General features: G+C 39.5%; 24 protein-coding genes and 1 riboswitch. Of the genes, 2 read left to right on the forward strand and 22 right to left on the reverse strand.

What is annotated here, in order from left to right; translation table 11 throughout:
* Positions 1 to 4 precede the first annotated feature (4 nt).
* The 14 genes from rpsC to melA all read right to left on the reverse strand — a co-directional run bounded on the left by rpsC (position 5) and on the right by melA (position 11,056).
* On the reverse strand, positions 5 to 712 hold the full coding sequence (gene rpsC / locus E0709_RS01865; protein ID WP_132299970.1) for a 30S ribosomal protein S3: 708 nt from the start codon (positions 710 to 712) through the stop codon (positions 5 to 7).
* A gap of 16 nt (positions 713 to 728) precedes the next feature.
* Complete coding sequence (gene rplV / locus E0709_RS01870; RefSeq protein ID WP_050692961.1) at positions 729 to 1,061, reverse strand: 50S ribosomal protein L22; 333 nt, start codon at positions 1,059 to 1,061, stop codon at positions 729 to 731.
* A gap of 10 nt (positions 1,062 to 1,071) precedes the next feature.
* Positions 1,072 to 1,347 (reverse strand): 30S ribosomal protein S19, encoded by a 276-nt coding sequence (rpsS, locus tag E0709_RS01875; RefSeq protein ID WP_005539416.1) that lies wholly within the window; start codon positions 1,345 to 1,347, stop codon positions 1,072 to 1,074.
* 25 nt (positions 1,348 to 1,372) lie between these two features.
* On the reverse strand, positions 1,373 to 2,194 hold the full coding sequence (rplB, locus tag E0709_RS01880) for a 50S ribosomal protein L2 (protein WP_132299972.1): 822 nt from the start codon (positions 2,192 to 2,194) through the stop codon (positions 1,373 to 1,375).
* Between the two features lie 19 nt (positions 2,195 to 2,213).
* A complete protein-coding gene (gene rplW / locus E0709_RS01885) occupies positions 2,214 to 2,519 on the reverse strand; it encodes a 50S ribosomal protein L23 (RefSeq protein ID WP_132299974.1) in 306 nt (101 codons plus the stop codon).
* Positions 2,516 to 3,118: a 50S ribosomal protein L4 gene (gene rplD / locus E0709_RS01890; RefSeq protein ID WP_132299976.1), complete on the reverse strand. Its 603-nt coding sequence runs from the start codon at positions 3,116 to 3,118 to the stop codon at positions 2,516 to 2,518. Before rplD ends, rplW begins: the two co-directional genes overlap by 4 nt.
* Positions 3,119 to 3,132: 14 nt before the next feature.
* Positions 3,133 to 3,759, reverse strand: a complete 627-nt coding sequence (rplC, locus tag E0709_RS01895) for a 50S ribosomal protein L3 (RefSeq protein ID WP_132299978.1) — start codon at positions 3,757 to 3,759, stop codon at positions 3,133 to 3,135.
* A gap of 17 nt (positions 3,760 to 3,776) precedes the next feature.
* The gene (gene rpsJ, locus E0709_RS01900) at positions 3,777 to 4,088 is read right to left on the reverse strand and encodes a 30S ribosomal protein S10 (RefSeq protein ID WP_001181005.1); all 312 of its coding nucleotides are present in this window, start codon (positions 4,086 to 4,088) and stop codon (positions 3,777 to 3,779) included.
* A gap of 385 nt (positions 4,089 to 4,473) precedes the next feature.
* Positions 4,474 to 5,175 carry a GntR family transcriptional regulator gene (locus tag E0709_RS01910; protein ID WP_207905209.1) on the reverse strand — a complete coding sequence of 234 codons (702 nt, stop codon included), beginning with the start codon at positions 5,173 to 5,175 and terminating at the stop codon, positions 4,474 to 4,476.
* A 143-nt stretch (positions 5,176 to 5,318) separates the two neighbouring features.
* Positions 5,319 to 6,014 (reverse strand): nicotinamide riboside transporter PnuC, encoded by a 696-nt coding sequence (pnuC, locus tag E0709_RS01915; protein WP_132299980.1) that lies wholly within the window; start codon positions 6,012 to 6,014, stop codon positions 5,319 to 5,321.
* A 4-nt stretch (positions 6,015 to 6,018) separates the two neighbouring features.
* Positions 6,019 to 6,915, reverse strand: a complete 897-nt coding sequence (locus E0709_RS01920; RefSeq protein WP_132299982.1) for a PfkB family carbohydrate kinase — start codon at positions 6,913 to 6,915, stop codon at positions 6,019 to 6,021.
* Positions 6,912 to 7,910, reverse strand: a complete 999-nt coding sequence (locus E0709_RS01925; protein WP_132299984.1) for an ADP-ribosylglycohydrolase family protein — start codon at positions 7,908 to 7,910, stop codon at positions 6,912 to 6,914. Before E0709_RS01925 ends, E0709_RS01920 begins: the two co-directional genes overlap by 4 nt.
* Positions 7,911 to 8,265: 355 nt before the next feature.
* The gene (gene melB, locus E0709_RS01930) at positions 8,266 to 9,636 is read right to left on the reverse strand and encodes a melibiose:sodium transporter MelB (RefSeq protein ID WP_132299986.1); all 1,371 of its coding nucleotides are present in this window, start codon (positions 9,634 to 9,636) and stop codon (positions 8,266 to 8,268) included.
* A gap of 67 nt (positions 9,637 to 9,703) precedes the next feature.
* The gene (gene melA, locus E0709_RS01935) at positions 9,704 to 11,056 is read right to left on the reverse strand and encodes an alpha-glucosidase/alpha-galactosidase (protein WP_132299988.1); all 1,353 of its coding nucleotides are present in this window, start codon (positions 11,054 to 11,056) and stop codon (positions 9,704 to 9,706) included.
* A 183-nt stretch (positions 11,057 to 11,239) separates the two neighbouring features.
* On the opposite strand from melA, the gene melR reads away from it, so the two are divergent.
* Positions 11,240 to 12,235, forward strand: coding sequence for a transcriptional regulator MelR (gene melR / locus E0709_RS01940; protein WP_132299990.1), 996 nt, complete (start codon positions 11,240 to 11,242; stop codon positions 12,233 to 12,235).
* A 65-nt stretch (positions 12,236 to 12,300) separates the two neighbouring features.
* Here melR and rpoH read toward each other — a convergent pair whose 3' ends face one another.
* From rpoH to nadR, 6 genes are all read right to left on the reverse strand, one after another.
* Positions 12,301 to 13,146 (reverse strand): RNA polymerase sigma factor RpoH, encoded by an 846-nt coding sequence (gene rpoH, locus E0709_RS01945; protein ID WP_132299992.1) that lies wholly within the window; start codon positions 13,144 to 13,146, stop codon positions 12,301 to 12,303.
* Between the two features lie 193 nt (positions 13,147 to 13,339).
* Positions 13,340 to 13,765: a universal stress protein gene (locus E0709_RS01950; protein ID WP_132299994.1), complete on the reverse strand. Its 426-nt coding sequence runs from the start codon at positions 13,763 to 13,765 to the stop codon at positions 13,340 to 13,342.
* Positions 13,766 to 13,812: 47 nt separating this feature from the next.
* Entirely contained in the window at positions 13,813 to 16,455 is a 2,643-nt protein-coding gene (locus E0709_RS01955) for a TRAP transporter permease (protein WP_132299996.1), read from the reverse strand.
* A gap of 88 nt (positions 16,456 to 16,543) precedes the next feature.
* Positions 16,544 to 17,509, reverse strand: coding sequence for a TAXI family TRAP transporter solute-binding subunit (locus tag E0709_RS01960; RefSeq protein WP_132299998.1), 966 nt, complete (start codon positions 17,507 to 17,509; stop codon positions 16,544 to 16,546).
* A gap of 246 nt (positions 17,510 to 17,755) precedes the next feature.
* Positions 17,756 to 18,439 (reverse strand): metallophosphoesterase family protein, encoded by a 684-nt coding sequence (locus E0709_RS01965; protein WP_132300000.1) that lies wholly within the window; start codon positions 18,437 to 18,439, stop codon positions 17,756 to 17,758.
* The gene (nadR, locus tag E0709_RS01970; RefSeq protein WP_132300002.1) at positions 18,439 to 19,725 is read right to left on the reverse strand and encodes a multifunctional transcriptional regulator/nicotinamide-nucleotide adenylyltransferase/ribosylnicotinamide kinase NadR; all 1,287 of its coding nucleotides are present in this window, start codon (positions 19,723 to 19,725) and stop codon (positions 18,439 to 18,441) included. Before nadR ends, E0709_RS01965 begins: the two co-directional genes overlap by 1 nt.
* 176 nt (positions 19,726 to 19,901) lie before the next feature.
* Positions 19,902 to 20,028: riboswitch (FMN riboswitch) on the forward strand.
* Between the two features lie 89 nt (positions 20,029 to 20,117).
* Here nadR and ribB point away from each other — a divergent pair.
* Positions 20,118 to 20,762 carry a 3,4-dihydroxy-2-butanone-4-phosphate synthase gene (gene ribB / locus E0709_RS01975; protein WP_132300004.1) on the forward strand — a complete coding sequence of 215 codons (645 nt, stop codon included), beginning with the start codon at positions 20,118 to 20,120 and terminating at the stop codon, positions 20,760 to 20,762.
* Positions 20,763 to 20,810: 48 nt separating this feature from the next.
* On the opposite strand, the gene araA is transcribed toward ribB, so the two are convergent.
* Together araA and E0709_RS01985 are read right to left on the reverse strand one after the other, a co-directional pair.
* Complete coding sequence (araA, locus tag E0709_RS01980) at positions 20,811 to 22,298, reverse strand: L-arabinose isomerase (protein WP_132300006.1); 1,488 nt, start codon at positions 22,296 to 22,298, stop codon at positions 20,811 to 20,813.
* A 10-nt stretch (positions 22,299 to 22,308) separates the two neighbouring features.
* Positions 22,309 to 23,895, reverse strand: a complete 1,587-nt coding sequence (locus E0709_RS01985; RefSeq protein WP_132300008.1) for a xylulokinase — start codon at positions 23,893 to 23,895, stop codon at positions 22,309 to 22,311.
* Positions 23,896 to 23,944 lie beyond the last annotated feature (49 nt).

Consider the following 23,944-nt stretch of genomic DNA (forward strand, 5'->3'; position numbering starts at 1 on the left):
CTCCTTACTTACGACCTTTGCCACGTGGTGCCTTTTTCGGCTGGGCAGGTTGTTGTTCTGGTTGTTGTGCAATTGCAGCCATTCCACCTAAAATTTCACCTTTGAAGATCCATACTTTTACGCCGATGACGCCGTAAGTGGTATGTGCTTCTGCAGTGTTATAATCGATGTCCGCACGCAGTGTATGTAATGGCACACGACCTTCACGATACCATTCTGAGCGTGCAATTTCTGCACCACCTAAACGACCGCTTACTTCAACTTTGATACCTTTAGCACCTAAACGCATGGCGTTTTGTACTGCACGTTTCATTGCACGGCGGAACATTACACGGCGTTCTAATTGAGAAGCAATGCTGTCTGCAACTAATTTTGCATCTAATTCAGGTTTTTTCACTTCAGCAATGTTGATTTGAGCAGGTACGCCAGCGATTTTCGCTACTGCGTTGCGTAATTTTTCAACATCTTCGCCTTTTTTACCGATAACGATACCCGGGCGAGCTGTGTGAATAGTAACACGAATGCTTTTTGCAGGACGCTCAATAGTGATGCGTGATACTGAAGCACTCGCTAATTCTTTATTCAAGAATTTACGTACGTTGAAATCGCCTTCTAAATTATCGGCGAAGTCTTGTGTATTCGCAAACCAAGTAGAGCTCCAAGGCTTAACAATACCTAGGCGAATACCATGTGGATGAACTTTTTGACCCATTGTTATTCCTCTACGATTAACGATCTGACACAACCACAGTGATGTGGCTTGTACGTTTTAAAATACGATCTGCACGACCTTTAGCACGTGGCATAACACGTTTCATGCTAGGACCTTCATCTACAAAAATCTTAGCGACTTTAAGATCATCGATATCTGCACCGTCATTATGCTCGGCGTTAGCAATGGCAGACTCAAGCACTTTCTTCACTAAAGCCGCAGCTTTTTTGTTAGTGTAAGTTAAGATCTCAAGAGCTTGCGCCACTTTTTTACCACGGATTAAATCCGCAACTAAGCGAGCTTTTTGAGCTGAAGTGCGAGCGTAACGATGTTTTGCGATAGTTTCCATCTTTTACCTCTTACTTCTTAGCTTTCTTATCCGCAGCGTGACCGCGGTATGTACGAGTCGGTGCAAATTCGCCTAATTTATGTCCGATCATTTCATCGGAAACATAAACAGGAACGTGCTGACGACCATTATGGACTGCGATGGTCAAACCAATCATTGATGGAATGATCATTGAACGACGGGACCAAGTTTTAATTGGTTTTTTATCCCCGCTTTCCACCGCCTTCTCTACCTTCTTCAACAAGTGTAGGTCAAGGAAAGGACCTTTCTTGAGAGAACGTGGCATGGCTTATCCTCTTTAGTTAATAAAATTATTTGCCACGACGACGTACGATAAATTTATCAGTACGTTTGTTGTGACGAGTTTTCTTACCTTTGGTTTGAACGCCCCAAGGAGTAACAGGGTGTTTACCGAAGTTACGACCTTCACCACCACCGTGTGGGTGATCTACTGGGTTCATTGCAGTACCACGAACGGTAGGACGAATCCCTCTCCAACGGCTTGCACCTGCTTTACCAAGTACACGCAACATATGTTCAGAGTTACCGACTTCACCGATGGTGGCGACACATTCTGCTAATACTTTACGCATTTCGCCAGAACGTAAACGCAATGTCACGTAGTTACCTTCACGTGCGATGATTTGTACATAAGCCCCTGCAGAACGGGCAATTTGACCGCCTTTGCCAGGTTTTAATTCAACGTTATGTACAGTCGAACCAACTGGAATATTACGCATTGGTAATGCGTTACCCACTTTAATTGGTGAGTTTACGCCAGCTTGGATTTGATCGCCTACTGATAAGCCTTTTGGTGCTAAGATGTAACGGCGTTCACCGTCTTTATAAAGCACTAATGCAATATTGGCAGAACGATTTGGATCATATTCAAGACGCTCAACAACCGCTGGAATATCCAACTTATTACGTTTAAAATCAACTAAACGATAATGTTGTTTATGACCACCACCGATATGACGAGTAGTGATACGTCCTAAATTATTACGACCACCTGTTTTAGATTTGGTATCTAACAACGGTGCATAAGGTTTACCCTTATGTAATTCAGGGTTCACGATTTTAACAACGTGACGACGACCAGCGGAGGTCGGCTTACATTTAACGATAGCCATTTCTAATTTCTCCTCCTAATTACTCTGTCGCACCTTCAGCGAAGTCCAAAGATTGGCCTTCTTGAAGTGTAACATAAGCTTTTTTCCAGTCGCTACGGCGACCCACTTTCGCACCACGGCGTTTAGTTTTACCTTTCACCACCACAGTACGCACTGAATCTACTTTTACTTCAAAAAGTTGTGCTACCGCACTGGCGATTTCCACTTTGTTAGCATCTAATGCCACTTTGAAAACCACTGTGTTTGAGCCTTCAGCGTTATTTGTTGCTTTCTCAGAGATAAGCGGTGCTTTCAGCACACTTAGCAAACGTTCTACTGGAATCATGCTAAAATCTCCTCAATTTGTTTTACTGCATCTACTGTGATCACCACTTTATCAAAAGCAATTAAGCTCACAGGATCAATGCCTTGCACATCACGCACATCTACTTTATAAAGATTGCGAGCGGCTAAGAACAGATTTTCATCTAGGCTTGCAGTAATGATTAATGCGTCAGTTAACGCTAAATCTTTTAATTTTTGAACTAAAACTTTGGTTTTTGGTGCATCAATTTCGAATTTTTCCACCACAACCAAACGGTCTTGACGAACTAATTCAGATAAAATGCTTTTAATTGCACCACGGTACATTTTTTTGTTCACTTTTTGGCTGTGATCTTGTGGTTTTGCCGCAAATGTGACACCACCAGAACGCCAGATTGGTGATTTAATATCACCAGAACGGGCACGACCAGTCCCTTTTTGACGCCAAGGTTTTTTACCTGAACCAGACACTTCAGCACGAGTTTTTTGTGCGCGAGATCCTTGACGAGCACCTGCTGCATAAGCAACAACCACTTGATGAATTAACGCTTCATTAAACTCACGTCCGAAGGTAGTTTCAGAAACGCTGAGTGCATTCGCACCGACAACTTGTAATTCCATCGACTTTCTCCCGACTACGCTTTCACTGCTGGTTTCACGATAACATCACTATTAGTTGCACCAGGCACAGCGCCTTTCACTAATAATAATTTACGTTCAGCATCAACACGAACAACTTCAAGTGATTGAACGGTTACACGCTCATTCCCTAAGTGTCCAGCCATTTTTTTACCTTTAAACACACGACCTGGGGTTTGGTTTTGACCAATAGAACCCAACACACGATGTGATAAAGAGTTACCATGAGTTGCATCTTGAGTACGGAAATTCCAACGTTTAACACCACCTTGGAAACCTTTACCTTTAGATGTACCAGTAACATCAACTTTTTTAACATCTGCAAAGATGTCAACATTAATTTCTTGACCTAAAGTGAATTCTTCACCTTCAGTACGAAATTCCCATAAACCGCGACCAGCTTCAACACCTGCTTTCACGAAATGACCAGCTTCTGGCTTCGTTACACGACTTGCTTTTTTAGAGCCAGTAGTAACTTGAACAGCAGAATAGCCATCGTTTTCAAGAGTTTTCACTTGAGTCACACGGTTGGATTCAATTTCGATAACGGTAACAGGTACAGAAACGCCATCTTCATTGAAGATACGAGTCATACCCACTTTACGACCGACTAAACCAATCATTGTAATAACCTCTTAAATTAACCTAGGCTGATCTGCACGTCAACGCCGGCAGCCAGATCTAAACGCATCAATGCATCAACAGTTTTTTCTGTTGGCTCAACAATATCAACTAAACGTTTGTGCGTACGGATTTCATATTGATCACGCGCGTCTTTATTAACGTGTGGTGAAATCAATACGGTAAAACGTTCTTTACGAGTTGGTAAAGGAATTGGACCACGAACTTGTGCACCAGTACGTTTAGCTGTTTCTACGATCTCCGCCGTAGATTGATCGATCAAGCGATGATCAAATGCTTTCAAGCGGATACGGATTCTTTGGTTCTGCATTAGACCAGAGCTCCAATAATTTTTAGCTAATAAAAAACTGACACCATCACCTTTGTACAACTTAAATAAAGGGAAGTGCAGCCGACCTATTTTAGCTCCCAAATCGGGAACATTTTATTCATCACCTTTCTCAATGATACTCGTGATGATACGTTTAATAAATGATTACATTAAACGACTTTCGCTTTCGGATTGAAAGTGCGGTGGATTATACAGCAAACCAAAAACAAGTGCAACATAATTCCAAGAAAGAGCCTTGACATTAGCAACGTTATGGCTAAACACACCCTATGATAGTGGACGATATTAACAGCAGTTAGAGATGATTGGGAAACTGGAAAATAAATAGATAGATTGGCTCAGTCAGCACCCCCTATTTTAAAGATTACTCAACATAATAATAAAGTATGTCAGTAAGGTAGGCATCATAATATTCAAATGCTTTCTCAACACCATCAATAATACAAAAAGTGGTCGCCTTTACTCTCAATAATGGAACATTGCTATTTTTTATCTCAAGCAACGTATCAATATCTTCTGTTCCTTTAATTGCGGTAATATATTGTGTTTTTCTCACTATGTGAAGGTGATAAAAATGTTTTAACACGTCATATAGAGAGCGATCATTAAAATTAAAATATTCAAGCTTAGGAAAAAGTGACTCGGGTAAAACTGAAGTATTAATACAATAAGGTTGATTGTTGGCAAAATAAAGAGATTTTATAACATAAACAGATTCGTCTTCTGTAATACCAAGTAATTTTGCGTATGTTACACCTGCTTTTTCTTTACTAAAAGAAAGTTGTCTTTTGGTTGGAATCTTCCCTTGATTAAGAATAGCATCTGTAAAACTGTAAACATGTGATAATTTGGTATTAGCAGATTCTTTTACGAAACAACCTTTTCGTCCAACTCTGTATAGAATACCTTCATTAACGAGATCATTGACTGCTTTTCTAACGGTAATTCTACTTACCGAATAATATTCACACATTTCTTTTTCAGATGGCAGAACTTGGTTTTCAGTGTATTCGCGACGAGTGATTTTATTTTTAATATCGTTAATAATTTGTTCATATTTCGTCATAGTTTACCTTACCTTTTGGTTCACTATATAGTACCAGTTGATATGATAAAGTGCTATTGCTTTTTGATGTAATAGGATGAACATGGAATGAAAAGCCACCAAATTAATGGTAGCGTTATAGTTATAGATGTATTGATAGGACTTTATGGCGTTTCTGTATGAATTTTTACCGAAATTTTACGCCAATTGAAATAACCATAGACTGAATTTATCATATTGATAACATTCATAATTATAATGAGAAAGGCTGAAGAATCGCCAGAAATAAAGATCATTATCCACATTACAACAGCGAGAACATTGACGACAACCCACATAAGCCACTGTTCAGAATAGCGTTTCATATAGAGAAAACTGGCAATAACTGCAACAACTGTAGTTAAAGAATCCATAAAGGCAAACCCCCCACCTAGATATTCTAAAAATTCAGCATATCCCCATACGGCAATAACAGTGATAAGTATCATTTGAATAATACCTGCTTTTGTCATCGTTCTGAATTTGACTTCGCCTTCGGATGTCATATTCTTTTTCCAAAGAATGATAGAAGCAATACTGATGGGAATACTATAAAGAATGTTGTACATTATTTCACCATAAAGTGGAATGGTAAAACATTGTATTGAATACATTACGCTCCAAATGATAGCAAAATACAAACCTTCAATTTTTCCTTTTGCACCCAGTACCAAATTTAGAGAACTCGTTAATGTCATAATTAACATGAAAGTAGTTTCATTATCAAATACCCAAGCAATCGTTTGAAAAATGAGTACAAAAGCAAGCCAGGCTTTTTCTTTCAAGCTCCAATCATCAAAATAATGTTTAAAATTACTCATAGGTTTATCCTCCAAATTTTTGAATAAAGTTTTCTTTGGTCATTGTAGAGCCTTGTGTTTGAACAACTTCGGCGGCAATTTTATTAGCAAGTATAACAGCATCTTTAAGAGGATATCCTTGAGATAATCCAGCTAGAATAGCACCGATATGACTATCTCCAGCACCAATCGTGTCAACAATTTTCACTTTAGGACTTGGAATTATTTCAAAAATTGTTCCATCAAAATAAGCTGCTCCTTTAGAACCTAATGTGACGATAATGAGATTCTGAGTCTGAGAATGTAAACACTGAACTGCCTGTTTTATGTCATTATGGTGAGTAAAATCCTTTAATTCTTTTTCGTTAATATGCAAAATAGGTTTTAAAGATAACAGCTGATTCATTACTTCTGCATTTATAACATTAATAACAGGACCGGGAGCGAAAAAGAGTTGTGTTTGGTTATTCGCAGATAACCATTCAGCAATAATTTTCCCATTATGATTAGTAAATTGATAACCATCCACATAGACTTGGGAATAATCATCAAGATTAATGTTTTCTAACCAGTCTTTTTTAAAATATCCTTCCGCACCAACGACAGTAATAAAGGTACGTTCTCCATTAGATTCAACAAGCGTTAAACAGTATCCGTTATCTTTTTCTTCACTGTGGAACAGAATTGGATAACCATTTTGCAAAAGGGTTTCACGGATTAAATTTGCATATAAGCCCGTTCCGACGGGAACATAAAGATCATGATGTGTGTCCAAATTTCTCATGGTACTTGCTACATTATATGCACATCCTCCTATGGTTGTTTTGGTTTCTATGCAGGTGATGTCTTCTCCTGATAATGGAAGACGATCAATTAACATTATTTGATCGACAATAGCTGAACCAAGAATTAATGTCTTCACTTTAGTTTCTCCCGTCCTTTAATTAAAATATCAATATAGGTATTAAAATTGATATTATTTTGTTTGTGTAACATTTCAATATAATGAGAGTGAATGACGGATACGCCAGTAAAAGCACCACAAATTGCAGTCGCCATCGCACCAATAGTATCCGTATCTCCGCCCATATTGGCACAAAGAAAAGCAGAATGATTAGGATTTCTGGCATAATATGCCACGGAAATGGCAGCAGGAACAGATTCTATAATTTGTACCCCAGTGCCGACAATATCATAGATTTTTTGTAAAAAAATGCTATCTTGTTCCTTATATTTCCTAGCTATTTCAATACCAATTTTTACTCGTTCATTTAATCGTGGACTAAAAGTTTCAGCTCCTTTAGCATAGCCGATAGGCTCAATTGCTAGAATATCATCCACAACTTTTTCAAAATCATCATTAACAATTGCAGAGGCAACGCCAACGGCAATCATTGCTGCTCCTGCTATTGCTATATCACTTGAATGAGTAGCACAACTAAGATCATAAACGTAGTCAACTAGTTTTTCTTTTTGTTCGGGATAAAACATTGCTCCTATTGGACCTATTCGCATAGCTGAACCATTTGAAAGAGCCGAGTTAGTTACTTTAGATGGATTTTTACCTTCTCGGAAATCTGTGAGGGCCAATTTTGTTGTTGGTCCTAATATATTATTTTGAAAAGCATTTTCTCGCTCAGACCATTCTAGAAGGCGTTGAGCGACGTCTTTAGTATTAGGGATATAATTGGTTGACGCAAGAGAATCAAGTAGTACCAGAGCTTGTCCAGTATCATCAGTAAATTGCCCCTTGATATAATTAGTCGCCACCTCATTTTCGGCGGGACCATCAAGCATTTCTGTAATCAATCCCCCAAAGAATTCTTCTATGTATTTTTTGCTCCATAATTCAGAGGGCATTCCCATTGCATCTCCAAGAGCTTGTCCATAAAGTGCACCTGCAATTCTATTTTTCATATTTACCCCAGAATAACAAAAAGACATCACAAAATGTAATGTCTAAAGCGATAATACTCTGTGAATTTATAGAATGCAAGTTAAATATTGTGTGATTTATGATTTAAATGATGAATCTGTACAAAATTATTTGAAACATTCCGAAGCTATTAGTACAGCGGTAAATCATTTGATGTTGATACGTTGATTTTAAATGGAACGTTTGAACAACAACGTACCAACTATCCGATTTTAACTGAAAAAGTCACCAATCACTCAACATAGGACGAATCACCATTACCCTCGCCAATGCCACACGCTATTGCTGACCTTTCATTTTTCCCCACAATTCTTTGTGGGGAAAATCTCCCTAAACTTATTCAAACTTCCGATATTTATCCAACAAGCGAATATTCACTTTTGCCAGTAAGTCGCCGTGTAGGCGGTAGTAGCGGAAATAAACGAAGAGTTTGACAGCGAAGAACAAAATTGGCAAGCCGATCATGATGATTTTCATGTAGAAAATGGTGCTTTCACTTTGCTCTACATTTGGCACATAATGAATCACCGTGAGTAATACGCCGATGAGGAATGCAGAAACTGCCGATCCTGCTTTGACCACCATGGTTTGTACGGCGTAAGCAATGGATTCGGAGCGGATGCCGAGTTTATATTCACCGTAATCCACCGTATCTGCCACCATAATCACTTGCAATGTCCAGAACAAGGCAGTGCCGATGTTCATTAAAATCCCTGCAAAGATAATCAGCCAAATACTATGATGATCAGACATCCCTGTGTAAGCCAACACTAAGCAAGATAAAATTGGCGAAATAGACGCTGTTGCCCACAAAATACGGCGTGAGAACAGTTTTGCCAATTTTGAGAACAGTACGATGACCACTAAATTGGCTACACCCGCATAAGACATATAATACGGGAAGAGCTCTTTGTCACCCACCACATAGGTGAAGTAGTAAATGGCGAAAGATGTGATGATATTGCTGGCGATATTGTAGCAAAGCGCCATGACCAATAGGCTGGAAAGCTGGTCATTGCGGGGAATCAGGGAAATCAGCTCTTTCAGTGGAATGCGTTTTCCGCCTTGATTTTCTTCAAGATTGTCAGAAGAATATTTTTCTTTGACGTTCACCAGCGTGATAATGGTGGATGCCACAAAAAACGCAATAATTACCCACACGAAAGCACGGAAACCTGCCCCTTGATCTTCGCCGCCCACTTTTGCCACAAACCATAAACATACGCCAGCGGTGACAAAGTTAGCGAGGCTGGCGAAAAAGCGTGGGTAAGGCACGAGTTGTTCCCGTTCCCGTTGGTCAAGGGTGAGGGTTGGGGTGAGTGACCAAAAGGGAATGTCCATTAAGGTGTAGGTCATGCCCCATAAAATATAGGTGACGGCAATGTAAACCACTAACGCCGTGCCGCTGAATTTGTCGGCATAAAACAGGGAAAGCAAGGCAATAGAATTTAAAATCGTGCCAATTAAAATCCATGGCTTGAATTTGCCCCAGCGAGTGCGGGTGTTGTTCACAATCCAGCCCATAATCGGGTCGTTGACCGCATCCCACACACGGGCGATCATAAAAATCGTCCCCACTACGGCGGCAGATGCCCCCACTACATCGGTGTAATAGTACATTAAATACATATACACAATGCCAATGGCAAAATCTTTGCCGTATGCCCCCAGTCCAAAACTGAGTTTGGTTTTCATGGATAAACTCATGGTTTACTCCTTGTGATTAATGATGGAAAAAAGCATGGTAAGGGTTTACCATGCTTCGTGAGTGGTGTTATTGATTGATCCAGTTTGGTAACCAGTCTTTATGTGCCACCAATAATTCATCGACCAAGGCATAAATTTCTTCTAAGCCAAGGGCGGCGGCGGTGTGCGGATCAAGCATTGCCGCATGATAAATACGATCCCGATTTTCCGTGATCAAGGCTTCCGTGGTTAAACGTTGCACATTAATATTGGTTTGCATCAACGCCGCCAAATGGTTTGGAATTTTGCCTACATGAGTTGGCTGAATGCCGTTGGCATCCACTAAACAAGCCACTTCCACACAGCAATCGGACGGCAAGTTTTCAATTAACTGATCGTTTTTCACATTGCCGTAAATCACGCTTGGTTGTCCCGTCCAAATGGAGTTGATAATGCTACTGGCGTATTCACGGGATTCTGCCACACAAATTTTTTCCGCTTGTTTAAATTCTTGCAAGTCGCTTTTCCATTTTTCCACTTGCTCTACGCAACGTTTTGGATATTCATCGAGTGGCACTTTGTAACGCTCAATTAAATCAGGGCGATTCGGCTTGATGAAATACGGCGTGTATTCGGCAAAATGTTCGGAAGATTCGGTGACGAAATAGCCCAGTTTTTTCAACATTTCATAACGCACAATATTGTTACAACGCAGATTATTATCCATGCGTGGTTTTGGTGCGCGACCGCTGGCATAAGCCTCGTGTAAATCAGGGTAAATGCTTTGATAACTGCCATCTGGCAAGCGTTTTTCAAGGCTTAAATAAAACGCCATGTGGTTGATTCCTGCACAAATATAACGCAAATCATGGTGATCCAAATCTAAATCGTGAGCCAATTCTTCCGCTGTGCCTTGCACCGAATGGCAAAGCCCCACTTGTTTAATTTGTGGATATTTTTCAAACATCGCCCAGCTGTTCATCGCCATTGGGTTCACATAGTTCAACATGGTGGCATTCGGGCAAACTTCCAACATATCATCACAGATTTTCCATAAATGCGGAATTGTCCGCAAGGCACGCATAATGCCACCCACGCCCAAGGTGTCGGCAATGGTTTGCTCCAAGCCATATTTTTTGCACACTTCAAAATCCGTCACGGTGCAAGGCTCATAACCGCCAATTTGGAACGCCACCACCACAAAATCCGCATCACGCAAGGCTTCTTTTTGATCGGTGTAACTTTCAATCGTGCCGTTCGCCCCTTGAGATTTCATTAATTTTTCAATCACAAAATGGGATTCTTCCAACCGCACAGGGTCAATATCCATTAAGGCAATGCGAGCTTCTTTCAACGCAGGTTTATGAAACACATCGCCTAAAATATTTTTCACAAACACGGTGGAACCCGCCCCAATAAAGGTAATTTTTGGACTACTCATAGCAAACTCCTGATAATAAATAAATGGATTTAAATTTGGCTTGAGTATGCCTGCTAAATCGGTTAAATTCTTCCCATAATTTCAATAAAAATTCCCAAAAATTCAGATCGAATGACTTGGGTCACAGATTTTTTGGTAAAAGTGCGGTGTTTTTTACCGCGGTTTTTTAAAAGGAACGAAAGAATGAAAGAAAACCAAAAAAATCAGGATTCAACCTTAACATTTGCGGACAATCTCCCCCAAGAATCCGAAGAGATTAGTCCCTTAGCCTTGTATCACACGCAATATCCTGTGCATGTGACCTTGCAACAGCCACCAGGGGTGATGGAAGGCTATCATTGGCATGGACATATGGAAATTAATATTCCTTTTGGCGATGTGGAATATATTTTTAATGGCAAAAATATTCCAATTAAAGCGGGGCATATTGCGTTGTTTTGGGCTTCCGTGCCGCATCGTTTGGTGGATTGTCAGGCTTGCTCGGCGATGGCGGTGTTGGATATTCCCGTGCATTTGTTTTTGTCTTGGTCGTTGCCGAACAAGCTGATTAATCAAATTACCCACGGCATGATTTTGCAATCCAATCAAGCGGATTTGGTGGGGCGGTTTGAAATTGAACGCTGGCAAAAAGAGTTACAATTAGCCGACAGTAATCGCCAGCAATTGGTGTATAACGAAATTCAACTGATGATTAAACGCATGAGTTTTGACGGTTGGCAAGCCCTCGCCAGTGGGGCGGAATACAATAAACAGGAAAATAATAATTCCCGTCATCAATTAAATTATGTAAGCCTCATGCTCAATCATATTGCCACCCATTACAGCCAAGCCCTGACGGCGGCGGACATTGCCTCGGCAGTGGGATTAAACCCCAATTATGCCATGGGATTGTTTAAGAAAACCATGCAACTCACCATTAAGCAATACATTATCATGATGCGAATCAATCACGCCAAAGCCTTGTTGAGCGACACGGATAAATCTATGTTGGATATTTCTTTGTCTAGCGGTTTTAATGCCTTAAGCCGTTTTTATGATAATTTTCAGAAACAGGTGGGGACATCGCCACAAAATTACCGTAAATTTTGTCGTTCAAATCAACATTGGCATACTCAAGGGTTTTCACCCATTAAAGGGAAAATTAAAGGAGCATCAGATGGGCTACAATTGCTGTTATAATAGGGTTAACTCTATCGCAATAAAAAAGATCGAATTTCTCCGATCTTTTTTCAGGCAAGAATTTATTAAAAACTTACCGCACTTTTCAATTTTTTCAATGCATTAGTTTCAAGCTGACGCACACGTTCAGCAGAAATATTGTATTTAGCGGCCAAATCGTGCAAGGTCGCTTTATTGTCGTCTAGCCAGCGAGCTTTGATAATGTCTTGACTACGTTCGTCCAAGGTTTCCATTGCGTTGCTTAGTTGCTCAACAGCTTGGTTTTCAAAGTTTTCATTTTCAAATTCTGCAGCGAAGTTAGAGCTTTTGTCTTCTAAGTACATCACGGGAGAAAAACTACTTTCTTCACCCTCTTCATTTGGTAAATCAAAACCCACATCCGAACCCGTCATTCGGCTTTCCATTTCAATCACATCTTGTTTAGATACGCCGAGTTCGTTTGCAACCACATCTACTTCATTGTCGTTAAACCAGCCTAAGCGTTGTTTAGTTTTACGTAAATTGAAGAACAATTTACGTTGTGCTTTGGTGGTGGCAACTTTCACGATACGCCAGTTGCGTAATACATATTCGTGAATTTCTGCTTTGATCCAATGTACCGCAAAAGACACCAAACGTACGCCAACTTGAGGATTAAAACGTTTTACCGCTTTCATCAAACCGATATTACCTTCTTGAATCAAATCCGCTTGCGGCAAGCCATAACCTGAATAACCACGAGCAACATGAATCACAAAGCGTAAATGTGACAAAATCAACGCTTTTGCTGCTTCTAAATCTTCTTTGTAGTACAAACGTTCCGCCAATTCCTTTTCTTCTTCAGCGGTAAGCATTGGATACTCATTAGCTGCTCGAATATAACCTTCCAGATTACCTTGCGGAACTAACATCATTTGTGCTTCTTTATTCATTGCTTTCCTTCTTTAATCCTAGATGAATTTCACCTGCCTGTTATAACATAAAAAACCAAAAGATCAACTATCTTTCGATTTTATGTTAAATTAGACCGCACTTTGTGAATAAAAGTTCGTCAATATTAGAAAATATTGATGTAAAATTAGTGCTTATTGATAGGCTTAACCATTCTTTAATGGGATAAGCTACTTATTTTAAAATTAACATCGGTTTTTCACTATTACGAGCGACTTTTACCGTATTGGAACTTAAGCCTTTAGCATTAGGCTTGCTACTTGCCAACATCACTATTAAATCGACGGATTTTTCCTGAGCAATGCGATTAATTTCTTCATAAATCGTACCATGTGCTACAATATGCTGGACTTTTGCCCCCGCTGGAAAAACGGACTGCGTAAAATCATGTAAGGCTTTGTTCGCTTCTTCAACCACCGACTTATCAAAATTTTTCGGTAAAAACGCTGAAATAAAACTATCGTCCATCGGTTCAATAATAGATACCACACGATACAGTGCATCCGGATTATTCGCCGTCAGTTTTAAACAAGTATCAACCACATATTTGGCACTTTCTAAATTATTTAAATCAATGGCAATAAGAAGTTTGTTATACATAAAATATCCTTTTTAAATAGGCTAACCCAAACAGTTAGCCATCATATTTAGTGAATTGATTGCTTTCTACGGCGCTGATTCCAGTAAATTCCAATAGCAAGTAATAACGCTGGAATAAACATCCATTCTTTATTCAGTGAATGAACCGGCACATCCAATTCAAGAATAGTTTGATCCCAATTCAGACCGGCTTTAGCGGCTGGAGAATCTATTTCCACATTATCAATTAAGATTTTAGGTGATGTTTGACCATTAATCTCAATTTGCTCCCCAGTATCTAACAAGGTTAAACCTAGGGCTTGCACACGCTCTTCACCTGTTGTACCTTCAGGCACCGTCAGTTGAGCGTAAAATTGAATTTCCTTACCATAAGGATTCATGCCAGACACTTTAAGCATAATATTTTGTCCAACGGGTGCTTGTCCTAACTCTTGTACAAAATGAGCAGGATCAACCGAACGTGCAGTTGGTGAAACATATTCCATGAAGAATCCCGGACGGAACAAGGTAAATGCAGCTAAAATTAACACCACCGTTTCCCATAATTTATTCTTCACTACGAAGAAATTCATTGTAGCAGCAGTAAAAATCATAATACCTATTGTTGCCACACAGAAAATCAAGAGTGCATGCCACCAAGTCACATCAATTAACAACAAATCCGTATTGAAAATAAACAAGAATGGCAAAATAGCGGTTCTTAAGCTGTAATAAAAGGCCGTTGCCCCGGTTTTAATCGGACTACCACCTGAAATTGCCGCGGCAGCAAAGGATGCCAAACCGACCGGCGGGGTAACATCTGCCATAATCCCGAAATAAAATACAAATAAATGCACCGCGATTAATGGTACGATTAAGCCGTTTTGTTTACCCACCTCCACAATTACCAATGCCATTAAAGATGACACCACGATATAGTTTGCTGTGGTTGGCAGCCCCATACCTAAAATTAAGCTGAAGACTGCAACAAGAATCAACATTAATAAAATGTTACCCATGGATAAGAATTCAATAATGTTCGCTAATTGCACCCCAAAACCAGTTAACGACACCACACCAACAATAATCCCCGCAGTGGCAGTGGCAATACCGATACCGATCATATTTCTGGCACCGACTTCTAAGCCGTCAATAAGTTCGTATAAACCTTGTTTAAATAATTCAGCTTTATTACTTTTCTCCGCTCTAAACCAGCTCAATAAAGGACGTTGAGTGACTAAAATCGTGGCTAATGCAAGAATCGCCCAGAATGCAGATAAGCCGGGGGATAAACGCTCAATCATTAAGCACCACATTAACACAATTACCGGCAACAGATAATGTAAGCCAGCATTTACTGTCGGTTTAGCCGATGGTAGTTTAACAATTTTAGAATTGGGATCATCCGGTTCCAAATCTGGGAAACTTGCTACTCGATGAATGAGCCCCAAATACACCGCAATGAGTAAACCACAAATAATTAAGAATGAATAATCAGGCACAGCCGTTTTAATCCATCCTAAACCCAAATCTAAAGCAAAATAAATTATGCACATGGCTAAGAAAAAGCCGATGGTCCGAATCAACACCATTAAAAATGGACGGGGCGGATCGACTCGTTCAAGCCCTGTTAACCCCATTTTACGTGCTTCTAAATGCACAATATAAACTAATGCAATATAAGAAATCAGTGCAGGTAAAAAAGCATGGGTAATCAATTGGCTATAAGGCATATTCACATATTCAATCATTAAAAACGCAGCCGCCCCCATGACAGGTGGCATAATTTGCCCATTTACCGAGGATGCCACTTCCACTGCACCCGCCTTTTCGGGCGAGAAACCCACACGTTTCATCATTGGAATGGTGAATGTTCCAGTGGTCACGACATTGGCAATTGAAGAACCAGAAACTAACCCCGTTAATGCCGACGAAACCACAGCGGCTTTAGCAGGTCCACCACGTAAATGCCCTAAATAAGCAAACGCCGTTTTAATAAAATAGTTACCCGCGCCCGCTTTATCTAATAATGCTCCGAATAATACAAATAAAAACACATATTTAGTTGAAACGCCTAACGCTACACCAAATACGCCCTCGGTTGTGATCCATTGTTGATTGACAATTTGTGCTAACGAACCAGAACGGTGACTAATCAACCAATCTGTTGGCATAAATTGCCCGAAAAAATTGTATAGTAAAAAAATGACGGCAATTACCACTAAAGGTAAGCCTAGACTTCGTCTAGTAGCTTCTAATAACAACAGCACCCCACAACAACCCGCAATAATATCTTGTAAATTAGGTGCGCCAAATCGGGTCACTAAACCTTCATAAAAAAAGAGATAATAAGCACCTAAAAAGGCTCCTGCTATAGCAAAAAACCAGTCTAATAACGGAATACGATGTTTTGGTGAAGTCGCAAAGGCAGGAAAGGACAAAAATGCTAAAAATAACGCAAAGGCTAAATGATAAGAACGTGCTTTGGTGTCATCCACCACTACATTCAAATCAATGCCTAAATGTGTTAATTGTTCTTGTAACCAAAACGGAAAAGGGGATGTGTAATAAAGTTGAAATACTGACCATACAATAGCGGTGATCACAATGAGCTTTTTGGCAAATCCAGTTGGATTTCGTCCACCCGCATCATTGGATGCCACCATATCTTGTAAATCATCATAATCAACTGTTTTTGCTTGTGCAGACATAATAAATTACTCAAATAATGATAATTAGACACCCTACGCAAATTGCATAGGGTGTAGAAAAGAAGATAACTCATTATATTTATAAAGATTATTTTAACCAACCTTTTTCTTTATAATAACGAGCAGCCCCTTCGTGCAACGGTGCAGATAAGGCATTTTTAATCATATCTTCTTCTTTTAAGTTAGCAAATGCTGGATGTAAACGTTTAAAACGATCGAAGTTATCAAACACTGCTTTTACCACCGCATACACTTTATCCGCATCTACATCGGTAGAACTGACTAAGGTTGCATAAGAACCAAAAGTATCCACAGGATTGTCCGTACCTTTATATAAACCGCCCGGAATGACGGCTTTTGCATAGTAAGAATGCTGTTCAACTAATTTATCAATCTCTGGACCCGTCACGGGTACTAAATGTGCATCACAAGAGGCTGCTGCTTCTTTTAATGCTCCATTCGGATGCCCTACGTTATAGGTAATTGCATCAAGGTTATTATCACACATGGATGATGCCATTTCAGCTGGTTTTAATTCGGCAGCGACTTTGAAATCTTTATCTGTCCAACCTTTTTCCGCCATAATCACATTGATAGTTGCGCGAGTACCAGATCCCGGATCACCCACATTGACACGTTTGCCTTTTAAATCATCAAAAGATTTAATCCCTGAATCATCACGCGCCATTAAGGTAAAAGGTTCCGCATGTAGTGAGAACACCGCGCGCAATTTATCATTTTTCTTACCTTCAAAAGAGCTGGTACCGTTATACGCATGATATTGCCAGTCGGATTGAGCAATCCCCATATCCATTTCTTTTGCCGCAATGGAATTTAGATTAGCAATTGAAGCACCTGTTGATGGCGCATTACATTTAATATGGGTTTTCGCTGTATCACGATTTACTAACTGACAAATCGACTGACCAACCACATAATACACACCCGTTTGTCCCCCTGTACCGATAGTAATAAATTGCTCATCTGCGGCTTGAGCGGAAAAAGCTGACATGGCTATACCGGCAACAAGAGAAAGTTTTAGTAATTTTTTCATAATTATAGTTCTCCTAGAAAAGGGGGATTGAGTTGTCATATTTACATTCCCAATAAAGGGACCTATCAAGATATACTAAAATTTAGTATAAGTTGCAACATATTTTTTACATTCTGATGAATATTTTTATATTAGAATCAACAATTATTTATACACAGGACAGGAATAAATGAATTAAAGAAAAACAAAGTACCTATCAATCTTTTAATTTTTGAATTTTAAACCGCACTTTATTTAATAGTTTAATTACCGATCATCCACTCCTTTCAACAAATAATTGCCATCAAGATCACAAAGACTGCGAAACCCCACATTAACAGTTTGAAATGAATTTTTGCGTTTTAACTTACTATAATCAAAATTTTCGTGATGATGACCATGGTATAATTGTGTTACGCCCATTTTCTCTGCCAGCTGATTTAACACCCGAAAGCCTAATGGGTGTGGCTTAGGTGCTTCATGACAAATTAAAATATCCGCTTGTTGGTTTTCTAGTATTTCAATATCGGACGGAAAAATAGAAACCCTATGACGTAAAGGAATACCATTCCGCCATAAATGTTCCGGCTGACAATATTGACAATAATGAATGGGATCAAAAAACACAGGTTTGCTCGGTGGCATCCAAATTTGTCCGCGAAAAACGCCCCCTAATCCCGCAATACGTTTACCTTCAATCTCCACTACTCTAGCGTGCAAATTCCGCTCTTTCCAATGACTACCCCAAATAGCTTCATAATTCGCCACAATTTTACTATCGTGATTTCCGTGAATAAACCAAATATCACAATATTGGGCTAAATCATCTAACGGTTTCGGGTTAGTCAGTTGTAAATCCCCCAAAATAATCAAGCTAATATCCGCACGTTCACGTACAAAAGGATATAAATGTTCATAACTGCCATGGGGATCGCCTGCAAATAAAATCATTATTCCTCTGTTTCTGTAAAAATACTGTTATCGTGAGTAAGATCTGTAATTTCTTCATCATTGAGAATTTTATCCACAATAGCTTTTGCTTGATTGTATCGCTCTAAATAACTCGGTGATTCAATTTCAATATAAGGTACTTTATATTTATCTAACAATTTTTTCAGTAATTGTTGAAAACGTTGACGCGCTTTATGAGAACCCAAACTACGTAATCCGTCATTTACCCATTTTGTATTATTATTCAATAAGATAGTCACATCAAATGGATATTCCTTAATCATTGAATCTAAAAATGGGTGAGCTTTACCTTCATACTGAATACAAAACGCCTGCGTAGTAATAAAGTCTGTATCAATAAACGCCACTTTGTGAGCATTACGCAAGGCATAATCAATATACCGTTGATGCCCTAATGCCATTTGTGGATAATCGGAATATTGCATGGCTTGCTCATCGCCACCGAGTTGTTCAAACACAAATTCACGCCCATATTCCCATGCCGATGTGGTATTAAACACCGCTGCCAATTTATTCACCAACACGGTTTTACCACTACTTTCACCGCCTAAAATAGCAATGGTTTTGGCAAAAAATGGACGCACTTCTTTCGGGATAAATTTCCAATAATGGAACGGATTGTTACGAATTTTAGTCGCCGATACGTTAAAAAACCGCCGTTCAGGATCGACTAACACCACGTCCAAATTGAGATATTTTTCATAAGGGGCTTTGTCCTGAATTTCACTACTAAATACCACCGTTGGATTGACATTTTTCTCTTTAAATAAAGCTTTTACCGCCCCAGACCAACCTTCCCAACCGTTTGGATAGCTTGGGATGCCATCTTCCAACAAATGATGAATAAAAATCTGATTTTTATGATATTTAAAGATTTGTTGCATCCAACGTAAACGATCTTGCACCGTTGGCATGCGTTTCATTTTACTATCATAAAAGAGCTTAAGATCCCGTTCCGTGTCGCTACAGACTATCACGTGTATCTCATCCACCTTACTAAAGGCTTCAAAAATCATATTAATATGTCCAGTATGCACGGGATAAAACTTACCAAAAATCACCCCAACTCGTTTTGACTCGGGAACATTCGCAATATTTAATGCTTTATGTAAAGCCGTTAATTTCACCGCACTGGGGTTTTTAATTTTACCAGACACCAGTTGATTAAAATAAGCTCTGGATATATTCGCTTTTTCACAAAGTTCATTCACTTGTAAATTCAACTGTTTACGTTTTTGTTGCAGGTATGAATAATCGTCACTCATAGGAAAATCCTTAAAAAATTACCGCACTTTTTCCGTTCAAAATATAAGCGTTATGCTACATAATTCGCAAACTGCGGTTTAAATTTATGTAATTTTGTCTATTGTATGCAATATTTATTTAGAATAAAAACCTTTTTTATCAATAGCAATCAAATTTAACTGGTGCTATACTTATTTCGCATTCTCAGGGCAGGGTGAAATTCCCTACTGGCGGTATAGCCCGCGAGCGTTCTTGTTAAAGAAGTCAGCAGATTTGGTGAAACCCCAAAGCCAACAGTATAGTCTGGATGAAAGAGAGATAACGATATATACAAGCGAAATGTCGCTTGTTTTTGTCATTTCTTGCGCCCTGATTCTGGTAATTTATATTTGCATTTTCTAAGGAATTTACTATGAATCAGTCATTATTATCCCCTTTTGGCACTGCCGAACAACGTGTGATCAATGCGTTAGAAGCCTTTAAACAAGGTAACGGCGTATTAGTGTTAGACGATGAAGATCGTGAAAACGAAGGTGATCTAATCTTCCCCGCCGAAACCATTAACAGCGAACAAATGGCGACATTAATTCGCTATGGTAGTGGTATTGTCTGTTTATGTATCACGGATGAGCTTTGCCAACAGCTTGATTTACCCGCTATGGTGCAAGACAACACTAGCGTCAATAAAACCGCATTCACAGTCACCATTGAAGCTGCTCAAGGCGTATCCACAGGTGTTTCAGCCGCCGATCGTGTCACTACCATTAAAACGGCTCTCGCAGATAGCGCCAAACCAACCGATTTACACCGCCCGGGACACGTTTTTCCATTAAGAGCAGTAAAAGGGGGCGTGTTAAAACGCCGTGGACATACCGAAGCATCTGTGGATTTAACCGTATTAGCAGGTTACAAACCTGCTGCCGTGATTTGTGAAATCACTAACGATGACGGTAGCATGGCAAGAACCCCACAAATCGTAGAATTTGCTCAAAAATTCGGGTATCCCGTGCTGACCATTGAAGATTTGGTTGAGTATCGAAATAAGTATCATTGTTAACCAACAAAAGGCATAGTAAAATGAGTATTCACTATGCCTTAATATTATTTAACGATAAGCTAACTCATTCCAGCGCAACTCATTTTTCAACTCGGCGAGTTTGGTATCTTGATGAATATGGATAAACTCAATATCCCAATATTCCGCCAAGGTACGAAGCATGTCGGCATCTATATCTAGACTAAACACACTATGGTGAGCGCCACCAGCTAATACCCATGCTTGTGTACCAATATCAAAATTCGGTTTGAGCTGCCAGAAAGCGTGTCCGACAGGAAGATTTGGCATAGATTGTGGTTTATCTACGGCATCTAAGTCTGCCACGATCATTCTAAACCGATTCCCCATATCTACGATGGTAGCGTTGACTGCTTTGCCGGTTTTTGCGGTAAAGATTAAACGAGTTGGATCTTCTTTACCGCCAATACCTAATGGCTTGATGTCTAAGATTGGTTTATCATTAGCGATGCTTGGGCAAACTTCCAGCATGTGTGCACCTAACACTAATTCATTATTTTCATCAAGGTGATAAGTGTAGTCTTCCATAAAAGATGAGCCTTTTGGTAAGCCATAACTCATCACTTTAATAGCTCGCACGAGAGCGGCTGTTTTCCAATCGCCTTCGCCACCAAAACCATAACCTTGTTCCATTAAGCGTTGGACTGGTAAGCCCGGTAGTTGTTTTAAGCCGTTGAGATTTTCAAAGGTGTCAGTGAAAGCGTGGAAATCACCTTGTTCCAAGAAGGCTTTTAAACCCAGTTCAATTCTGGCACTGTCAAAAAGTGCGGTGCGTTTTTCGCCATTTTCTTTTAGGCTATCCACCAAGGTATAAGATTGCTCGTATTCCTGAACTAATTTTTTAACATCCGCCTCACTCACCTGATTAATCGCATCAACTAATTGATACACGCCATAACCATTCACGCTGTAACCAAATTTAATTTGGGCTTCTACTTTATCCCCTTCGGTCACGGCAACTTGTCGCATATTATCACCAAAGCGAGCTATTTTAAGGTGTTGTTGATCATAAATCGTGGCACACACACGTAACCAACGATCTAATTTTTGTTGCACTTCAAGGGATTTCCAATGCCCGACCAGAACGGTTCTCGCTTTGCGTAAACGAGAAACTAAGAAACCAAATTCACGATCACCGTGAGCGGTTTGATGTAAATTCATATAATCCATATCAATATCATGCCAAGGAATATGTTGATTGAATTGGGTATGAAATTGTAATAAAGGTTTGTTTAGTTGGGTTAGCCCTGCAATCCACATTTTGGCAGGTGAAAAGGTGTGCATCCACGCCATTAATCCCACACAATTGGGTTGATTATTGGCTTGTTGGCAAAGGGTTAAAATCTCATCCGGTGTGGTGGCTAACGGCTGTAACTTAATTTTAATAAACGGATTTTGGTTGTTTAAATGCGTTACAATTTGCTCCGCATGCTGTTTTACTTCAGCTAAAGCATCTTCACCATAAAGATGTTGGCTACCCACGATAAACCAGACTTCTAAATTTTTTAAGAATTGCATAATTATTCTCCTATTTTATATGTTCAATCGCTGTTTGTACAATAGCGATACCTTGTTGATATTGTTTAATAAATTTCTCATAACCCTGATGAATTGTCGGCTCAGGCTTAACCACATCAAGCTGGCTTTGGATAAAAATCTCATGATCTAAATACTCACTTAACGTGTTATTTTTGCCTAAGAAATTGGCTAATAATGCAATACCCCAAGCTCCCCCTTCACCTGCGGTTTGCATGATGGCAACAGGGATATTTAAGGCGGATGCTAAGACTTTTTGTGCGATACCTTGGGTTTTGAACATACCACCATGGGCGAGTATTTGCTCAATATTGACGTTCTCTTGTTGCAACAAAATATCGACCCCTAATTTCATCGCTCCAAAGGCAGCATAAAGATGGGAAAGCATAAAATTCGCCACATTAAATTCCGCATTCGTCGGGTGAATAAACATCGGGCAACCTGATCCCAGCCCCACAATATGTTCGCCAGAATGGAAGCCATAAGCCAGTAAACCACCGCAATCCGGTGATCCTTTTAAGGCTTGATTAAATAAGGTTTCATAGAGTTTTTGGGAATTTACATTTACATCAAAGGCTTGCAGCACTTCATTGAACAAATGTACCCAAGCATTAATTTCTGAACTGCAGTTATTAGCGTGTGCCATTGCCACCAGTTTACCTGTAGGCGTAGTGACAATGTCTAATTCAGGATAGACTTTTGACAAGGCTTTTTCTAATACGATCATAGCAAAGGCAGAAGTACCAGCAGAAATATTACCGGTTTTTTCTTTAATACTATTGGTGGCGACCATACCAGTTCCGGCATCCCCTTCCGGTGGACAAAATGGAATATTGGCTTGCAAATTACCAGCAGGATCAAGTAATTTCGCTCCTTTTTCGCTTAAAAAGCCTGCATTGTCACCTGCTAGTAATACTTTCGGTAATAGCGCTTTAATATGCCAAGAATATTGTTTTTCGCTAATCAATTGATCAAATTGTTGTAGCATGGTCTGATCATAATCCAATCGTTCACTATCAATCGGAAACATGCCTGACGCATCACCAATCCCCAATACTTTTTCGTCAGTTAATCGCCAATGTACATAGCCTGCCAGCGTAGTGAAATAATCAATTTGAGCAACATGCGGTTCATTATTCAAAATCGCTTGATATAAATGGGAAATGCTCCAACGTTGCGGAATATTATGGTTAAAAAGTGCGGTCAATTTTTGCGAAGATTTTTGCGTAAAATTATTCCGCCAAGTTCGAAATGGTACGAGCAAATTATCTTGTTTATCAAAAGGTAAATAACCGTGCATCATGGCACTGATGCCAATAGCAGATAGTTTAGTTAAGGTGACTTGATATTTATCTTGAATCTGTTGAGTTAAATCCGCATAAGATTGCTGCAAACCTTGCCAAATTTCAGCTTCGGAATAAGTCCAAATGCCATTGTCAAAATGATTTTCCCAATCGGCAATACCAGTAGCAAGAATCTCACCTTGCTGGTTAATTAAAACGGCTTTAATTCGTGTTGAACCAAATTCAATTCCTAGCACAGCTTGCCCAGATTGAATATATTGCGCTGTATTTTTCATAGATTATTCTCTCTTTTGATAAAATAACTATATCCTAGAATAATCTTAA

It is taken from the genome of Lonepinella koalarum (genome assembly GCF_004565475.1).
In the GTDB taxonomy this organism is placed as follows: domain Bacteria; phylum Pseudomonadota; class Gammaproteobacteria; order Enterobacterales; family Pasteurellaceae; genus Lonepinella; species Lonepinella koalarum.

What these genes read in the sequence shown, in the direction of transcription:
- rpsC (WP_132299970.1), bottom strand. Translation starts at nt 712, where the DNA reads ATGGGTCAAAAAGTTCATCCACATGGTATTCGCCTAGGTATTGTTAAG.
- rplV (WP_050692961.1), bottom strand. Translation starts at nt 1,061, where the DNA reads ATGGAAACTATCGCAAAACATCGTTACGCTCGCACTTCAGCTCAAAAA.
- rpsS (WP_005539416.1), bottom strand. Translation starts at nt 1,347, where the DNA reads ATGCCACGTTCTCTCAAGAAAGGTCCTTTCCTTGACCTACACTTGTTG.
- rplB (WP_132299972.1), bottom strand. Translation starts at nt 2,194, where the DNA reads ATGGCTATCGTTAAATGTAAGCCGACCTCCGCTGGTCGTCGTCACGTT.
- rplW (WP_132299974.1), bottom strand. Translation starts at nt 2,519, where the DNA reads ATGATTCCAGTAGAACGTTTGCTAAGTGTGCTGAAAGCACCGCTTATC.
- rplD (WP_132299976.1), bottom strand. Translation starts at nt 3,118, where the DNA reads ATGGAATTACAAGTTGTCGGTGCGAATGCACTCAGCGTTTCTGAAACT.
- rplC (WP_132299978.1), bottom strand. Translation starts at nt 3,759, where the DNA reads ATGATTGGTTTAGTCGGTCGTAAAGTGGGTATGACTCGTATCTTCAAT.
- rpsJ (WP_001181005.1), bottom strand. Translation starts at nt 4,088, where the DNA reads ATGCAGAACCAAAGAATCCGTATCCGCTTGAAAGCATTTGATCATCGC.
- E0709_RS01910 (WP_207905209.1), bottom strand. Translation starts at nt 5,175, where the DNA reads ATGACGAAATATGAACAAATTATTAACGATATTAAAAATAAAATCACT.
- pnuC (WP_132299980.1), bottom strand. Translation starts at nt 6,014, where the DNA reads ATGAGTAATTTTAAACATTATTTTGATGATTGGAGCTTGAAAGAAAAA.
- E0709_RS01925 (WP_132299984.1), bottom strand. Translation starts at nt 7,910, where the DNA reads ATGAAAAATAGAATTGCAGGTGCACTTTATGGACAAGCTCTTGGAGAT.
- melB (WP_132299986.1), bottom strand. Translation starts at nt 9,636, where the DNA reads ATGAGTTTATCCATGAAAACCAAACTCAGTTTTGGACTGGGGGCATAC.
- melA (WP_132299988.1), bottom strand. Translation starts at nt 11,056, where the DNA reads ATGAGTAGTCCAAAAATTACCTTTATTGGGGCGGGTTCCACCGTGTTT.
- melR (WP_132299990.1), top strand. Translation starts at nt 11,240, where the DNA reads ATGAAAGAAAACCAAAAAAATCAGGATTCAACCTTAACATTTGCGGAC.
- rpoH (WP_132299992.1), bottom strand. Translation starts at nt 13,146, where the DNA reads ATGAATAAAGAAGCACAAATGATGTTAGTTCCGCAAGGTAATCTGGAA.
- E0709_RS01950 (WP_132299994.1), bottom strand. Translation starts at nt 13,765, where the DNA reads ATGTATAACAAACTTCTTATTGCCATTGATTTAAATAATTTAGAAAGT.
- E0709_RS01955 (WP_132299996.1), bottom strand. Translation starts at nt 16,455, where the DNA reads ATGTCTGCACAAGCAAAAACAGTTGATTATGATGATTTACAAGATATG.
- E0709_RS01960 (WP_132299998.1), bottom strand. Translation starts at nt 17,509, where the DNA reads ATGAAAAAATTACTAAAACTTTCTCTTGTTGCCGGTATAGCCATGTCA.
- E0709_RS01965 (WP_132300000.1), bottom strand. Translation starts at nt 18,439, where the DNA reads ATGATTTTATTTGCAGGCGATCCCCATGGCAGTTATGAACATTTATAT.
- nadR (WP_132300002.1), bottom strand. Translation starts at nt 19,725, where the DNA reads ATGAGTGACGATTATTCATACCTGCAACAAAAACGTAAACAGTTGAAT.
- ribB (WP_132300004.1), top strand. Translation starts at nt 20,118, where the DNA reads ATGAATCAGTCATTATTATCCCCTTTTGGCACTGCCGAACAACGTGTG.
- araA (WP_132300006.1), bottom strand. Translation starts at nt 22,298, where the DNA reads ATGCAATTCTTAAAAAATTTAGAAGTCTGGTTTATCGTGGGTAGCCAA.
- E0709_RS01985 (WP_132300008.1), bottom strand. Translation starts at nt 23,895, where the DNA reads ATGAAAAATACAGCGCAATATATTCAATCTGGGCAAGCTGTGCTAGGA.